18 protein-coding genes and 1 tRNA gene are annotated in these 16,175 nt (G+C 47.2%); 12 read left to right on the forward strand and 7 right to left on the reverse strand.

The window, feature by feature from the left end; translation table 11 throughout:
- Positions 1-495 (forward strand): flavodoxin family protein, encoded by a 495-nt coding sequence (locus NWF04_09035; protein ID MCW4006717.1) that lies wholly within the window; start codon positions 1-3, stop codon positions 493-495.
- Between the two features lie 15 nt (positions 496-510).
- On the opposite strand, the gene NWF04_09040 is transcribed toward NWF04_09035, so the two are convergent.
- Positions 511-1,113, reverse strand: a complete 603-nt coding sequence (locus tag NWF04_09040; protein MCW4006718.1) for a DUF6144 family protein — start codon at positions 1,111-1,113, stop codon at positions 511-513.
- Positions 1,114-1,319: 206 nt separating this feature from the next.
- On the opposite strand from NWF04_09040, the gene NWF04_09045 reads away from it, so the two are divergent.
- Entirely contained in the window at positions 1,320-1,646 is a 327-nt protein-coding gene (locus tag NWF04_09045; GenBank protein MCW4006719.1) for a hypothetical protein, read from the forward strand.
- 166 nt (positions 1,647-1,812) lie between these two features.
- On the opposite strand, the gene NWF04_09050 is transcribed toward NWF04_09045, so the two are convergent.
- The 4 genes from NWF04_09050 to NWF04_09065 form a co-directional block, all read right to left on the reverse strand.
- Positions 1,813-2,478, reverse strand: coding sequence for a hypothetical protein (locus NWF04_09050; GenBank protein MCW4006720.1), 666 nt, complete (start codon positions 2,476-2,478; stop codon positions 1,813-1,815).
- 180 nt (positions 2,479-2,658) lie between these two features.
- Positions 2,659-2,736 (reverse strand) — tRNA-Glu (locus NWF04_09055).
- Between the two features lie 81 nt (positions 2,737-2,817).
- On the reverse strand, positions 2,818-3,426 hold the full coding sequence (locus NWF04_09060; protein MCW4006721.1) for a hypothetical protein: 609 nt from the start codon (positions 3,424-3,426) through the stop codon (positions 2,818-2,820).
- Positions 3,427-3,466: 40 nt separating this feature from the next.
- Entirely contained in the window at positions 3,467-4,747 is a 1,281-nt protein-coding gene (locus tag NWF04_09065) for an HD domain-containing protein (GenBank protein MCW4006722.1), read from the reverse strand.
- Positions 4,748-4,944: 197 nt separating this feature from the next.
- Here NWF04_09065 and tmk point away from each other — a divergent pair, with 197 nt between their 5' ends.
- The gene (tmk, locus tag NWF04_09070) at positions 4,945-5,718 is read left to right on the forward strand and encodes a dTMP kinase (GenBank protein MCW4006723.1); all 774 of its coding nucleotides are present in this window, start codon (positions 4,945-4,947) and stop codon (positions 5,716-5,718) included.
- Between the two features lie 72 nt (positions 5,719-5,790).
- A complete protein-coding gene (locus NWF04_09075; GenBank protein MCW4006724.1) occupies positions 5,791-5,943 on the forward strand; it encodes a hypothetical protein in 153 nt (50 codons plus the stop codon).
- Here NWF04_09075 and NWF04_09080 read toward each other — a convergent pair.
- Both NWF04_09080 and NWF04_09085 read right to left on the reverse strand, forming a co-directional pair.
- Entirely contained in the window at positions 5,940-6,449 is a 510-nt protein-coding gene (locus NWF04_09080) for a hypothetical protein (protein ID MCW4006725.1), read from the reverse strand. The genes NWF04_09075 and NWF04_09080 overlap by 4 nt on opposite strands.
- A gap of 5 nt (positions 6,450-6,454) precedes the next feature.
- Complete coding sequence (locus NWF04_09085; GenBank protein ID MCW4006726.1) at positions 6,455-6,814, reverse strand: hypothetical protein; 360 nt, start codon at positions 6,812-6,814, stop codon at positions 6,455-6,457.
- 78 nt (positions 6,815-6,892) lie between these two features.
- On the opposite strand from NWF04_09085, the gene NWF04_09090 reads away from it, so the two are divergent.
- The 8 genes from NWF04_09090 to NWF04_09125 all read left to right on the forward strand — a co-directional run bounded on the left by NWF04_09090 (position 6,893) and on the right by NWF04_09125 (position 16,008).
- Positions 6,893-7,171, forward strand: a complete 279-nt coding sequence (locus tag NWF04_09090) for a UPF0147 family protein (protein MCW4006727.1) — start codon at positions 6,893-6,895, stop codon at positions 7,169-7,171.
- 219 nt (positions 7,172-7,390) lie between these two features.
- Positions 7,391-8,773, forward strand: coding sequence for an FAD-dependent oxidoreductase (locus NWF04_09095; GenBank protein MCW4006728.1), 1,383 nt, complete (start codon positions 7,391-7,393; stop codon positions 8,771-8,773).
- A gap of 8 nt (positions 8,774-8,781) precedes the next feature.
- Positions 8,782-9,534: a hypothetical protein gene (locus NWF04_09100; GenBank protein MCW4006729.1), complete on the forward strand. Its 753-nt coding sequence runs from the start codon at positions 8,782-8,784 to the stop codon at positions 9,532-9,534.
- A gap of 61 nt (positions 9,535-9,595) precedes the next feature.
- Positions 9,596-10,132, forward strand: a complete 537-nt coding sequence (locus tag NWF04_09105) for a hypothetical protein (protein ID MCW4006730.1) — start codon at positions 9,596-9,598, stop codon at positions 10,130-10,132.
- Position 10,133: 1 nt separating this feature from the next.
- Positions 10,134-11,111: an SPFH domain-containing protein gene (locus tag NWF04_09110; GenBank protein MCW4006731.1), complete on the forward strand. Its 978-nt coding sequence runs from the start codon at positions 10,134-10,136 to the stop codon at positions 11,109-11,111.
- A 14-nt stretch (positions 11,112-11,125) separates the two neighbouring features.
- On the forward strand, positions 11,126-11,464 hold the full coding sequence (locus NWF04_09115) for a hypothetical protein (GenBank protein MCW4006732.1): 339 nt from the start codon (positions 11,126-11,128) through the stop codon (positions 11,462-11,464).
- Between the two features lie 78 nt (positions 11,465-11,542).
- Complete coding sequence (lysS, locus tag NWF04_09120; protein ID MCW4006733.1) at positions 11,543-13,150, forward strand: lysine--tRNA ligase; 1,608 nt, start codon at positions 11,543-11,545, stop codon at positions 13,148-13,150.
- 179 nt (positions 13,151-13,329) lie between these two features.
- Entirely contained in the window at positions 13,330-16,008 is a 2,679-nt protein-coding gene (locus NWF04_09125; protein ID MCW4006734.1) for a hypothetical protein, read from the forward strand.
- Positions 16,009-16,175 lie beyond the last annotated feature (167 nt).

A 16,175-nucleotide genomic window follows, 5' to 3' on the forward strand; every position in this document is an offset into this window, starting at 1 on the left:
ATGTTTAGGTTGAAACAGGGTGTTGTTGTGGGGTCTTTGGTTGTTGTGTATTCTTATCATCACCATAGCACTGAGAAAATCGCAGAGGTTTTTGCGCAGGTTCTTGGCTGCGAAGTGAAGACGCCTTCCCAAGTAGACCCCAGAGGGCTTGGAAAGTTTGGTTTGCTGGGTTTTGGAGCGGGCATAGAAAGCGGCAAACACTACAAGCCCCTGCTTGACTTAGCCGATAAACTACCTCCTGCAGCTGAGAACCAAAAAGTTTTCCTTTTTTCAACCGCTGGTATTACAAGCGAAAAGAAACTCAAAAAAGACCACCGCGCGCTTAGGGAGAAACTTCAAGCCAAAGGCTACGTGGTCGTGGACGAATTTCAGTGCAAGGGCTACAACACGAATAGTTTTCTAAAGTTCGTGGGCGGCATGAACAGGGGTAGACCTAACGAGGAAGACCTCCAAAACGCCCAAGAATTCGCTTTAAACCTAAAACAGAACCTGTAGCGAAAGTTTGGGCTGCTATTTGGTTTCTTCTGATTCAACTCCGTTTTGCATGTGGATGGCGAATTTGCATTCTTGAGCGCCTGATATAGCTGACTGTAGCAGGTCAACTTTTACGGGTTTGTCCAAAACGGCTCCCCAATATTTTTCTACAAAGCCTTTGGCGCAGTTGCAGTAAGTGATGGATGCGGTTTCTTCTATCGGGAGCTCGCGAAATACGCTGCAGTAGCACCTCATGGGTCGAGTAAACGACTGGGGAGTGTACGATAAGTACAAGACGTCGCCTTCTTTGCTGAGTTTGGTTCCCGCCATAGGGTTTTTCTGTTCAGCTTCCAAAAACTCTTCGATGTTTTCGTATTTATCACGTTTAGCAATGGCACGCTCTATTGCCCTGCGGTTTCGGTTCGCGCAGTTGTAGCCGCATTTTTGCATGATTTCATTTCGGGTTTCCTCATCAACTAGTGAATCTAACCTGTCAACAGCTTCCTTGCCCCACATCGCAGCCTTCTTCTTGGCGGTTCTCACTGTAATATCCGCGCTACCCTCCATAACCTGCTCTGCGACTTCCTTGCCCGCAGCTTGCTCAATGCATTTCTCCATCTCAACTAACATTTTACGCATACTAACAACCCTGCAAAACTTAACTAAACTACATACATATACCCCGCCTGCTCATATAAGCATTGTTTTACACATACCCTTTTCAGCTCAAAGGCATCTTTTGCTGTTTTGGCGGCTGTAGTTTGCTGTTTATGCGCTCTTCACAGTAGATTTTAGCAATTTTTAATAGAACCTGCGCGCTAAAAGGGAAACGGGAGCGAACCTAAATGCTGTTTGGACACAAAAACAAACTGCAAGTAGACCTAGGCGAGTTAAACGACCAAAAACCCCTGCTCCAAACATTCTTGCAGTCAAACCTCAAAACAACCATAACAGACGCAGGCACAAACAAACTAACCATCAATTCAGACGCCCTACCCCCGCAAGAGCTCCAAAGAATAGTAACCAAGTTCATTTACAAACGAAACCTAAACACCAAATACTACGCCTCAACCAAAGGCAACACCATCAAAATCACACCCTTCAAAAACGCCAAAAAACCCGAAAAACCAAACAAAAACCCCACCCCACCAAAATTCGCCCACGGCTTCTAACCTCACACGTTATGTAGCCCTCTTTGGTTGATTAGCTGGAATAATAGAAACAGAACTTACGCAAAACGGATTTTCCCGTGCTGTCGAACTAATGAGTTTTGTTTTGTTCTGTCCGCTCATAATAACTTGGGCAGTACTTTCAAACCTTAGTTGTTTCCCTAATGCATTATTCTTTTTTCTTTATGCTATATGGAACCGCAAATAACGGTCTTTTTTCTTTGACACTAATTTCAATTAACTTTCTAGTACCGTATAAGTCAAGCCAGCGGATGGCGTCCAGGTCTTCTTTAAGATGCGCGTTTATTTCTGCATATTTTCCTTTTGGGTAAAGTTCACGTATTATGCCACCATCCCCCTTATGGGCTGGTGGATTTAAGTGAAGCATTTCAGCTGTGGCAATTATGTTGTCGAGTGTTGCTCTTTTGAATGTGTTCCCGTTTGCTGCCAAAAGCTGTTGTGCATGGTCAATTGTTATGCAATCATGCCACATCTTTGTTGCTTTGTTAAGACTCATTAAAGAGTTTTGGGTACATCTTGCAATAAGTAATGGAATATCAAAGCGTAGGATACCAAACCCAATTATTAAAGTGAATTTATGACTTGAGATCACTTCTTTGATTACAGTGTTAATTTTTGTCACAATTTGGCATTCATTCAAGCCATCCCATTCACTTATGAAAACCGGCTTAATTTGTTCTTTTAAGCTATCTTCGTGGTATATAGTTTCATCAATCAACAGCCCTGCTGAGACTATTTTTTCGTCAACAAAAGCATTTTCTTTTTTACTCCGATAAGTTTCCAAGTCAAGATAGATTCTGGCGATTTTCAACATCTTCTTTTCACAACTCGGTTTTTGTTCGAGAATTTTCATCCGACTGGTTTCTGTTGGCATATTTCATAGTAAAAACCAGTTAATATGCAGATTACGAACAAGTAGTTTTAAAACGGTAAAAATTATGCAATTGCCGAGTTTTCCGTAACCTTCAAGCTAAACTAAAATGTCGAGTGAAGTTGGTGCTCCGGCCGGGATTCGAACCCGGGTCTTCGGCTCGAAAGGCCGGAATACTTGACCGGACTATACTACCGGAGCGCGCCCCTGTTTTGGTGGAGCATCTGTTTGAATGAGTTTTGGTATGAATAAACTTTGCCCTTGTTTTGGGTGTTTGTGGCTTTATTTGGGTGGTTTTTCGTTTTTGAATAGGTGGGCGGTGATTTGTTCGACGAGTTTAGTTGTGGTTTGGGTTTTTTCTTGGAGGTGGTTGATTTCTTGTTGTAGGTTGGTGACTTTGGTTTGCAGGTCGTTGGATAGGATTTTGCCTTCTATGCGGTTGGCTGAGCGGAACATCATGATCATTTTGAATACGTCGGATATGGCTTTTTCTTGTTCTTGTGTGGTGGCGGGTTTGGTTCCTGCGCATATGGAGAGCAAGTCGATGTAGTGTTCCTTGATTTTAAGCTCCGCGTTTACGGAGGGGTCTTTGGGGAAGGGCACCGCCATGGATAAGGGGGTTTGTTTGCTGAGTTCTGCGGCAGTGGGGAAACGGATGATTATGTCGCCTCGCAGCCAGGACGCAACAAATTCGGTCACAAAACGTTTGATGTCTTTTTGGGTGAACAACGTAGTGGGTTCTGGTTCATTTCTTGACCTGCGCACCCTGACCTTGAAGGGTTCTTCAACCTTCGCCGCCGCCGATGGAGCTACCGCCGTTGCTGTTGGGGTATCTTTTTTTGTGCGCCTTCGCGTCCTGCTTGAAGTTTTGCGTTTTGCCGTTCCCGCCATACCAATCACAAATCCAATTTCTAACCTAACATGGGTTTTGCTAATATGAAATTTTTGCTGTTACGGGTATTTTTCCAAGAACCTTTGAGGTTGCTTTTTCCACTTTTGCGCGGTTCTCCGCGTCGGTGTATACTCGCAGTATGTTGATGAAGCCCTTGAGGGTTTCGAAAATCTTTGAAATCTCACTCATCCGATACAGGGCTTTGGAGCTGGACTGCGCCTTGCTAAACACGGGAATCTCCATTTTCTCCATCAACGCCGAATGATGATACGGAACCGACGGCACCGTAGGCACATCAATAACCACTGCGTCCAATTCTACGCCTGCTGCCTGGGCAATTTCTGTTTGCACCTGCTGCCGATACGAGTCACGGCTAAAAATGTTGGATACCATGGTGTCTTTATCGTAGAAAGTGCGTTCGTACGCGCATTTTAGCATCCGCCGCCGCTCCAAATCCTCGATAACGGGCTTTGATTTTTCGCATTTACGCAGAGCCGCCCAGACGGTGTAATCATCCATCGCCAAGTACTCCTCAGGCTCCTTAAACGCGGTCAACCCCAACTCGTCGTTTGCCTTCTCCATAGCCATAGCCAACATAATCTGCGCTACCCTGCCCACACGGTGGAAGTAGATGCTTTTGAACGACTCAATACGCGCAATTATGAATGCCTCCAACGCCGACAATGCGCCTAACTCAACCGCCAAGTTCTCGCCCAAAACATCCAACGCGTGAATTAGCCTAAACACGTCAATAAAACCGTACTCGGCGCCCGTGTGGAACGTGTCTCGTACGATGAAATCTTGTTTATCCACGTCTACGGCGCTGCTAATTACCTGGTCCAAAAACGCCCTGCCAGGTTTGTGTAGTTTTCCTACGGCAAGCTCTGAAACCTCCTGTGCGCTGTAGCCTAGTTTGGATAGTTGGTCAGCTACTTCGCTTTTCTCCACAATCCACGAGGTCAAATCTTCATGGGTTTTGTCCAAGTGGCGAGTGAGCAGGTGCTCGAACACGTGCGAGAATGGGCCATGCCCTACGTCGTGTAGTAACGCAGCTATTCGAGTCATGTCAGCTTCTTCGTCGCTAACTACACTGCTGATGTTGGGGTTTTCCATAACTTTGCCCGCAAGGTACATAACGCCTAGGCTGTGTTCAAAACGCGTATGATTGGCTCCTGGGTACACGTATTCTGAACCCGCCAGTTGCCTAAGCCGCCGTAGCCGCTGCATGGGATACAGGTCTATGACCGTTTTTTCTGCCTTTGTAATATAGACGAATCCGTGTACGGGGTCTTTGATTTCTCCCCAATAAGCCTTAGGCACCCTTATTTTCCTCGCAGTAGTTTTCGAAATACTATTTATGCATCTCTCAATTAATCCTTAATTATGGTTTTCCTGTTTAGGTGTTGCGGGTGTTCTCTTTTTCCAACTGCTTTCAGAATGAAATCTTTTTGGACTTATACGTCACCTTTAAAAAAGGCTTTTTCAATACGGTTGAACACTAAACAAGTAAAATAGGTTTGACTGGTTTGTCCCAAAAAGGCTGTTTAATTGTATTCGAAGGCATTGAAGGTTCGGGAAAAACTACTGCTTCAAGAAATTTAGAGAAATATCTATCAACTAAAGGATATAAAATCCTGTGGACAAGAGAACCAACGATATCAAAAATTGGTACATTAATACAAAGTATTCTAATGGGGTCAACACCAGTGGCTGAAGAAGCAATACCTCTTTTGTTTGCCGCAGACAGAGCAGATCATACTCGACGTAGAATAATTCCTGAAATAAACAAAGGAACTGTAGTCATAAGTGACCGTTATGTACATAGTTCTTTAGCTTATCAAAAAAGTGGAATGAGCAAAGTTTTCAAACAGGAGTGGCTGGAATCTATAAATAAATTTTCAATAAACCCCGATTTAGTTATATTTTTGGATATTTCCCCAGAAGAAGGTTTAAACCGCATTGGCAAATGGCAACGCATCCATGATGACAAATTCTTTGAAAACATTGAAACCCAAAAACGCATTCGCAAAGCGTACTATGAAATACTAAAACTGAACAGACAACAAAAGCAAACGAGTTTGTTTGAAAAACCTTTGTTTTCCACTTCTCTTAATAAAGCAAAAACGACTAGTGACACAGATGGAATGACGATAGTCACAATTGATGCCTCGTTAAAGCAGGGCGAAATACAAAACACTGTTAACGATGTGGTTCAGAGATTCTTAAAAACCAATGGAATAGAAAACCAATTGCCTCGCAGAGGTTCGGCTTTAGACTCAACGCTTCTTTAAATGCATTATTCTGAGTTGATTCGCTTGTTCTGTAGTTCTAAAACAGCGCATTAGTCAGACTTTAGCAACATCTTGAAACTGCAAACCCAAAAAAGCGTCCGCGACATCTACATGCATTTTGTAGGAAACGGGCAACTTTGCAAAATTGGTGGTGACAAATCCAAAGCAGAAGTTACCCAAGCTGTTCACGATGCAGTTATGGCTTTTTTGAAAACCCGCAGCTAATCTTGTGTTAGCCTTAGAATCTTTCTTTTAGATGTCTCGTTGATTTTAACCACGACAAAGTTGATGAGGTCTTCAGGTCCAACGTAACGCAGCCCTTTCTCGTGAAACACTTGTATCTCCAATTTGTCTTGGTCTGCAAAGCTAACCCGCAACATGTAGTAATCAAATTTTAGGGGGGTCTTTTTGCCTTCTGCGTTTTTGTAGTAGCGTATGGAGCAGAACCAGTCCATGATGTGTAGGGTGGCTTTGGACAGCGCTGTTTGGAGTTTTTTTGCTTCTTTAATTGTGAGGTAGTTGAAGTTTTCTTCTTCTGCGATGCCGAACTCAAAAATTAGGGTGCAGTTAGGTACGGTTGGGTTGCAGACTTCTTCAAAGCTAAAAGTGGCTTGGTTGATTTCCAAGAAAACTTTGGTGAGTTTACGTTGCAGGCTGCGCGGCGCAACTGTGGATGTGAGTGTTTGGGTGAGGTGGGTGCCTTGGGGGAAGTTTTCGTAGAACCCAAACATTGCGTTTAGCTCTTCATGCGTTTGATTTTCTCTAAGCTGCCCAGCAACTCCGAAAGCGCCGTTGTTAACTTGCTTAGCTCTTCCACATCGTCAGTTTGCCCTATTTTGTTCTCCAAATTCTGCACTTTCGCCATCAACGTTTTCTCTAACGTATCCATAGCAGAGTTGCCCGCGGCTTTTCCTGCGTCTTCACCGGTCTTGACGTAAACAACTTTTTTTTCGTCTTTGCCACACCACAAGGTTCCATCCTTGAGCCTAAAGAGGGGCGAGGCACACATGGGGCAGGCAAGGTCAGTTAAAGTGGCACCTTGACGAAGCAGGTCTGCCATACGTTTTATGTCATTATCATTTGTTTTCTCTTGCATTTTTGGAGAAACCCCAAAGTAAATACATATCAAAGCATATATAACTTGGTTGTTGCGAGAATGAGTAGGTGACCCAGTATGGTGCGTAAGAAAAAAAGCGAAGAATACGAAGAGCGAACTAATCATGCCTTGTTTGTGCTTGGCGAAGTTTCTGAAGACAGCACCACGCCCCGAAACATAAGGCGTGCAGCCAAAGACTCCATGAATACACTGCAGAGCAAAGAATTCACTCCTGCTGTGCGAGCATCCAACGTTATAAGCATACTAGACGAGATTTTACAAGACCCCAACATGCCCGCTTATACACGGGTAAAACTTTGGAACGTTATGAGTCTCATAGAAGCCATCAAAGACTAACACAACCGTTGTTTCCACAAAACAGACGGCTTCATACCCTTGCTTCTTTGAGGTTATTGCTTGCACAGCTGCAGATTGACACCTGCACCCTACCACTTTTTGTTTTTTCAGTCTTTGCCTATTTTTTGATGCGTTCTTGTGTGGAGGTTGGGCTGCTTGTCGTTAGAAATATATGAGAGTGGTGACATCTAACTTTGGGTTCCAAGGAGTTAATGCCCTTTGAAGTACGATGTTATTGTCGTTGGTGCTGGTCCTGCAGGAATTTTTTCTGCTTTAGAGCTTACGGAAAAGAATAACCTGAGTGTTTTGGTGCTTGACCGCGGTGCAGAGATTGATAACCGCAAGTGCCCCTCTAGCAGGGGTTTTGAATGCAAACACTGTGAGCCATGCTCGATTCTTTCGGGCTGGGGCGGCGCAGGTGCGTACAGCGACGGAAAACTCACCCTATCCAACGAGGTAGGCGGCTGGCTCAACCAGTACGTTTCTGAAACTGAACTCAGAAGCCTTGTCAAGTACGTTGATGATATTTACCTAAAGTTTGGCGCAAGCGAACAAGTCTACGGCGGCGACGTAGACAAAGTCGACGAAATCAAACGGCAAGCCGCCGCCGCGGGTCTACGATTAATTCGCCAAGAAGTCCGCCACATGGGCACCGAAAAATGCGCCGACACCCTACGCATGATGCGCAAACACCTCGACAGCAAAATCACGTTCATGCCCCGAACCGACGTCAAAGGCCTAATAGCCGAAAACCACACCATCAAAGGCGTCGAAACCGTCAACGGCGAGAAATACACGGGCAAATACGTCATAGTTGCACCTGGACGAGGCGGCGCAGAGTGGCTGCAAACCGAAGCGCAAGTTCGCGGACTAAAAACCGTCAACAACCCCGTCGACGTAGGCGTACGCGTAGAAGTTTCCGCAACCGCCATGGAGCGCCTAACCAAGGTTTTGTATGAACCCAAACTGGTCTACTACTCCAAACTCTTCGACGACATGATCCGCACCTTTTGCGTTTCCCCCTACGGCGAAGTCACCACCGAATCCTATGATGGCGTTTTGACCGTGAACGGCGGCAGCTATGCTGAGCGCAAAACTGAAAACACAAACTTTGCGGTTCTGGTCAGCACCTCTTTCACTGAGCCGTTTCGTGAACCCATCGCTTACGGCAAATACATCGCGCGGCTATCTAACTTGCTTAGTGGTGGCGTTATGGTTCAGCGTTTGGGCGATTTGGTTGCTGGAAGACGCAGCACCCCAGAACGGCTCGCACGCAGCGTAGTTACCCCCTCCCTAAAGAACGCAACGCCAGGCGACTTGAGCTTCGTGTTGCCTTACCGTTACCTCTCAGATATTCGCGAAATGCTCCAAGCATTAGATAAAATCGCTCCAGGCGTCCACTCGCGCGACACATTGCTCTACGGCGTAGAAGTCAAATTCTACTCGTCACACCTGCAACTCAACAACTCGTTGGAAACCAAGATTCACAACATGTTCACCATAGGCGATGGCGCAGGCGTTACCCGCGGACTTATACAGGCTTCGGCTTCAGGCGTTATAGTTGCTAGGGAAATTCTTGAGCGTGAGCACTTGAAGGCGTGAGGTCATGGATGCCAGTAGCCCAAGCCATCAAATGCAGCCACTGCGGCGCCCCCGTCACATTCAAACCCGGAGAAATCATCGCCACCTGCAAATACTGCGGCTTCACCACCGTCATTGACACGGGCAAAGCCTTCACTTTTGAGCATTCTTTGGTTCTTAACAAATACGACCCCGACAGCATCGAAGCGCCCATTAAAATGTGGATGCGAAAGGGCTTTCTAAAACCTCAAGACCTTGAACGCAAATCCAAAATCACCACCAAGGAACTGGTTTACTTGCCGTTTTGGGTGGTCTCTGCCAAAGCTAAAACAACCTACAAAGGCATTTTTGAGCGCATCTCGCCCCCGATTGTAAAAGAGGGCACTTTGGAGAAAGAGTATGACTGGCTGATTTTGGCTAGGGAAGCTTCAGATTTTCCCACACGCGAATACGAAGTGCCACTAAAAGGCAAGATACCGTATGATTTTAGGCAAATCAAAGAGTTCGCAAAAGTGTTGAACAGTGAAATTGATCGTGACTCGGCGTTGGAGCTTGCGCGTCAGCGAATCGAAGAGCATCACCGCTACCTGCTACAGCAAGACCTTGACCGTATCATAGAAATCCAAACCAGCCTTGACCTCAAACAAATGGTCTACCTGCACGCGCCCATCTGGTTTGTCAAATACGAGTACAAACGCAAAACCTACCAAATCATACTTGACGCCGCCACTGGACAAGCCCTCAAAGGCGACATCCCCTCATCCAAATTCGGGCTGCTGTAAAATAACGTTTAATAGCCCATTTGAGAATTCATTGCAGTGCAGTAATGGGTGGTTTTTTGTAATGAGCGACAATAAGGACGTGTATTCAGCGGCTAAAGGCCAAATGCGCCTATCTGAGCGTGTTGTGGCAGCTATTCCAGGTTTTCGTGGCTACAAAGAAAAGGAGCTTCGCCGTGAATCTGACAAGCTTATCCGCAACCACCTGTCCGCGCAGTTGTCGGCTGCAAAAACAGAGTTGAAAATGGTTTTCCAAAAACTCTCCGACCGCCGCTACTTCGACGTCTTAACCGACATGGACCGCCTAGTCGCCAAGATGGACCGCGTTGTTGAGAAGGTGGGTCATGCTTCGTATGGGTACACGGGCTTTTTTGATGCAATCAAGGTAAACGAGGAGAATCTTGACCGCATGATAGCGTTTGATAACAAGTTGGTTGACGCGATTGAGGCGTTGGCTGCGGAGGTTTCTTCTCTTAAAGACGAGCTTGTAGGCGGCGAGACCAAAAACCTAAAACCTAAAATCCAGAGCATAACCGACAAGGTGGAAGGTTTCGAAGCTGATTTTGATAAACGTGAAGAAGAAATTTTGGGAGTGAACTAACATGCCCCAGATTGTTGAATGGCAAAACCCAGGCGCAGAAGATATCGTTTGGCGCTACCCCGACACTGAACTCACTTGGGGCGCCCAGCTAGTCGTGCGCGAATACGAAATGGCGGTGTTCTTTAGAGACGGCAAAGCCTACGACGTATTCACTGCAGGACGCCACACCCTAACTACCCTAAACCTGCCCCTGCTCACAACAGTGCTTTCGGCGTTAGCGGGTTTTGGCGGCAAAAAACCCTTCAAAGCCCAAGTTATATTCATCAGCACCAAAGTCTTCGCAGGCAAATGGGGCACCCGCGCCCAAACCACGGAGCTTGCGCCCCTGCAAGTCTTTGGACAATTCTGGTTCAAAGCCGAAGACCCAACCCTATTTGTAAACGAAGTTATAGGCGGACAAAAAGCCTACACCACCGACGCCGTCAACACCTTCCTGCGCGGCTTTCTCAACGAGAAAATCATTGACGAACTTAGCCACTACGACCTCATAACCGTCTTTACACGGCTGGATGAAACCTCAGTTATCGTAAAGAACTCGCTAATTGACTACTTCAAACGTTTAGGCATCGAACTTACTGACCTGCGTTTTGAAGGCATAGACACCACCCCCGAGTACCGCGAACGCCTCTTCTGGCTCAAAACAGGAAAAACCGCCCCCGAAGAAGTCCTACGCATGGAAACCCTCAAAAGCGCAGCAGAATCGCTGGGCAAATCTGGCGGCGGAGGCGGCGCAGCTCTAGGCACAGGCATGGTACTCATCCCCCAAATCATGACTCCCACAGGCACCCAATCCGCGCCCGTAGCAGCACTGGTTATCTGTCCCAAATGCAACTCCAAAGTCCCCGCAACCAGCAAATTCTGTCCAGAATGCGGCAACCCCCTAACCCCACCCACCGCCGAAGCCACCAAATGCAGCAAATGCGGAAAATCCATCCCAGCCAACAGCAAATTCTGCCCTGAATGCGGCAACCCAACCTAAGGCGGCAACCAACAATGGCAGAGGATAAACGAGGACTGCTTTCAATTGGCGTTTTCTTCCTTATCCTTGTCGCTGCCATACTGCTTGGCGCAACCCAAATCATGAGTTGGGGCTTGTTTTTCCCCGTTGTTTTTGTGCTCTTTGGATTGTGGTTGCTGGCTCTATCTGCAATGCAACGCTCTTCTCCTCAAAAATACGAACGGACCGCCTTTAGCACGCTCTCATTAGGCTTAGTTTTAGTAGCCGTTGGCGGAGCATGGTACTTGTTTGCGTTTAGCTGGCTGTATTCGTTGGTTGTGGTTTTGCTGGCTTTGGGCGTCTTGGCTGTGGCGGCGGCGTTGAAGCGAAGCTAAAGCGTCTCTTGCCTGTTTTCTTTGTAAATGTTTTTTTATTTGCTTGTGTAAGGTCACTGTTTGTGTAGAGGTTCTGGTATGAGCGAAGAAATCATTGGTCACGGCACATGGTATGATATGATGGCGAAGAAGGTTGTTGATAGGGAGCGTGAGCTGGGCAGAAGTTTGGATTTGATTCGAACAGAGATGGGTCTTGGAGCTTCAGGTTTTCCGCATATTGGCAGTTTGGGTGATGCTTCACGCTCGTACTCCGTGACACTTGCACTTCAGGAGATGGGCTACAACTCCGAGCTAGTAGCATTTTGCGACGACAAAGACGGCCTACGCAAAGTCCCCGCAGGCTTACCAAAATCCCTCTCCAAATACTTGGGGTTCCCCGTTTCAAGCATACCTGACCCGTTTGGCTGCCACGAAAGCTTTGGCAAACACATGAGTTCCCTGTTACTTGAATCCCTAGATAAATGCGGCATAGAGTACCGTTACTACTCAGCAAAAGAAGCCTATGAAAAAGGCTTGTTGCTAAATGAAATCCGAACCATACTTAGCAACGCTGAGAAAGTTGGCGAAATCGTAAAAGAAGAGGTCGGGCAAGAACGCTACACCGCAGTACTGCCCTTTTTCCCGATTTGCAGCAACTGTGGGCGTATCTACACCACTAAAGCTCACACGTATGAGCCCAAAACCGACAAGGTTCTCTACAAATGTGAAGGCTTGGAAATTCGCGGCAAGCTCTTGGAAGGCTGTGGGCATGAAGGCGAAGCTGACATAACCAAGGGAGAAGGCAAACTGACTTGGAAGGGAGAGTTCGCCGCGCGGTGGAGCGCTTTGGACATACGCTTTGAAGCGTTTGGCAAAGACATCGCCGACTCCGTGCGAATCAACGACCGCATATCCAAAGAAGTACTAAAGTTTGAGCCGCCCAGCCACGCCCGATACGAAATGTTCTTGGATAAAGGCGGCAAAAAAATTTCCAAATCCGCAGGCAATGTTTTCACGCCGCAGATCTGGTTCCGCTACGGCTCTCCCCAATCGCTACTGCTGCTTATGCTAAAACGGTTCGTAGGTGCGCGTACACTTGCGGTTTCTGATATTCCCTCGTATATGAACGAGCTTGACGTGCTTGAAGATGCCTATTTTGGCAACAAACCTGTCAAAGACGAAAAAGAGCTTCTTAAACTCAAAGGGCTCTACGAGTACTGCTGGGTCATGAATCCCCCCAAAGCCGCCAGCATACACGTACCCTACAACCTACTCGCGTTTTTGGCAAAGATGGCGCCCAAAGAAAACCCTGAAGAGTACATACTGCAGACGCTGCAAAGTTATCGTTACCTCCAAAAAAACCAGCAACTCACCGACGACCTCAAACAACGCATACAATACGCCTTTAACTGGGCACACGACTTTGACGAAATCACCGAGAACCCCATAACCCTTGAAGCTAACGAGAAAGCTGCACTGCAAAGCCTAATGCAAATCCTGCAAACCGAAACCGACCCCGACAAAATCCAAAACGCCATATTCAACACCGCCAAAACCAACGACATCAAACCACGAAACTTTTTCAAAACCCTCTACACCATACTCTTAGGCTCCCCCCAAGGACCCCGACTTGGACCCTACGTCTTAGCAATGGGAACCCAAAACGTCATAGACGCCATCCAACGTGCCCTAAACAAAAACGCCTAACTTTTCTTTTTTTGTTCTTGTTTTGCGTGTTTATCACGGGATTTTTTGTTTTGTTTTCCGTCAACGTGTGGGTTTGCTTTTGGTTTTGTTTGGTGTCTGTGCAACGGAGTTGTTTCTTGCAAAATTTTATATACAAATTGCTCTGATAGCTTGACTAACCAAATAGAAGAGAGATGAAAATGAATACCAAACGAACCTTATTTCCTTTAGTCTTGACTATGTTGCTTGTTGTTTCAACCTTTGCGGCAACGATACCCACTGCTGATGCACATGACCCCCCAATAGAAGTCCCCACGTGGACATACGCTACCCTCGCATGCCCTAACCCCATCGGCGTTAACCAAGCTGCATTTGTGCTTTTCTGGTCTAATGCAGTTCCACCAACCGCAAACGGACAATACGGTGACAGATGGACCTTTGACGTAATGGTCACAAAACCTGACGGCAGCACAGAAACAATCCCAGATGTTGTGTCCGACCCTGTCGGAGGCGCATATGCCGTGTACACCCCAAATCAAGTGGGCAGCTACACCTTTGTTGTTGTCATGGACGACCATGTCATAACCAATCCAAACCCCCAGCCTGGAGCACCCCCTAACGCTGCAATGGGTGATACTTACTTGGGTGGTGAAAGCGAACCTGTTGTCCTTGTGGTGCAGGAAGACCCTGTGGAAGCATGGGCTGAAACTCCTCTGCCAGACTATTACTGGACACGCCCCATAAACAACGCCAACCGTAACTGGTGGCCTCTTGCTGGTAATTGGCTAGCAGGTGCCGCTCAGAACGTTGGTCCAACTACTCAGTTTGGCTATGGTGAAGCTCCTGAAAGCGCTCACATTTTGTGGTCACGCCCAATCTGGACTGGCGGACTTATGGATGCACGCTACGGAGCAAAAGGCTACCAAACCTACCACTATGAAGGTCTGCACTTCCAGCCCCCAATAATTTTGGACGGAAAACTATACTACAATGTTTTGTCGCTTCCAAAAGAAGGCTGGTACTGCGTTGACCTCTACACAGGCGAAACATTATATTACCACAACACCACCGGACCCGTAACTGGCGTAGGCGGAGTCTTTGACTATTCAGGTGCTATAACAGGTGAACTGTTGAGTTTTGCTCAAATACTTGACTATGAATCACCTAACCAGCACGGCGGCTTCCCGTATTTGTGGAGCATGTATGACCCTGAACAGCCTAACACTTGGCGTATGTACGATGCCTTCACAGGCAACTACATGTGCAGGATCGAGAACGTTCCTCAAGGCTTTTCCTTCTTTGGAACCCCCGCAGTTTGGGGCACACAAGTCTACGGAAAAGATGGCAGCCTTCTACACTACAACTTGGTCAACTTAGGCTCTCCAGCAGCACCAAACTATTACCTGCAATGCTGGAACACTACCCGCGCAATATGGTACGAAGACACCTGGAGCAGCAATGAATACTGGATGTGGCGACCCACCCTAAACGCTACTTTCGACGGTAACAACGGCTACAGCCTAAACGTGACAATACCTGACATGTCTGGCGCTAGCATACGTGCAGTACGCGAAGACCAATTCGTTATAGCTGGAACTTCTGGCAAGAACAACGGTTCATACAGCCAAGACGGCTGGCTTTGCGCCCTAAGCTTAGAGCAAGGCAATGAAGGAACTATGCTGTGGAACATAACTTTCACTCCACCGCCACAAGTACCTGACATTGCCATATCTGGTGCATTCTCCGCAGGTGCCATGCAAGGACCAACTGTAGACCCTGAAGACGGCGTGTTCCTGTTCAAGGAAGCCATTGGTCTGCAACGTTGGGGCTATAGCCTTGAAACTGGAGAAATGCTCTGGGGCCCAAGCGAACCCGAACCCTCCCTAAACTACTACGGCATGACAGAGAACATCTATGACGGCAAACTCTTAACCACAGGCTATGGCGGTGTACTGATATGCTATGACCTCCAAACAGGCAATGTCCTTTGGAACTACACTGCCTCACAAGAAGGCTGGGAATCCCCCTACGGCAACTACCCCTTAGGCATTGGTCTTATCGCTGACGGCAAAGTCTTCCTAGGCTCTGGCGAACACTCTCCCACACAGCCCCTATGGCGCGGCTCTGCAATCCGATGCATTGACGTAGAAACAGGCACCGAACTTTGGAAATGCATGGACTTTGGTGTCTCTATGCCCTCTGGAAACGGCGGTGACAACTTTGCAATCGCTGACGGCCACTTGGTCGCGTTGAACGCCTATGACAACAAGATTTACTGCTGGGCTAAAGGACCAAGCGCAACAACTGTATCTGCCCCCGACACTGTGATACCCGAAGGTATGCCCATACTGCTTCAAGGCTCCGTAACTGACGAATCTCCAGGTGCAATGGGTACCCCCGCAATATCTGATGCTGACCAGCAAGCATGGATGGAATACACTTACATGCAGCAGTCACGTCCAAGCGACGCCCAAGGCGTACCCGTAGTCTTAACCATCACTGACCCCAACGGAAACGACCACGAAGTTCAAACAACCAGTGACGCAAGCGGACAATACAGTGTAATGTGGGAACCCCCAGTTGAAGGCAAATACACAGTTGTCGCATCATTCGAAGGCAGCAACTCATACTATGGCTCTTGCGCTGAAACCTTCTTTGGCGTAGGACCCGCAGGCGCCGCAGCTGTTGTCTCACCCTCTGTAGCACCCTCAGAATCTGCACCTCCAACCTCTACGCCCTCGCAGTCTGATTCCCCCTCCCCAAGCGTTGCTCCTCCACCAACTAGTGAAATGCCAACCACCACCTACATCGCCATCGGAATAGCCATCGCAGTCATCGTCATAGCAGCCGCAGCCCTAGTACTTAGAAAACGCCAATAACCCCACCCTTTTTTCTTTTTGTCAAAGTTTTTTGTTGCTGCTTTGTGTCTCTTATATAGTGTCAAGAAAACTGCTCTTGCTTTTTGACTGTTAAAACACGGCTCTTACGTTGATATTGAAAAAATTTTTAAAGCAAATGTGTTATACTATCGCCAACCAAAATAGGA

It is taken from the genome of Candidatus Bathyarchaeota archaeon, assembly GCA_026014465.1.
GTDB lineage: Archaea > Thermoproteota > Bathyarchaeia > Bathyarchaeales > Bathycorpusculaceae > JADGNF01.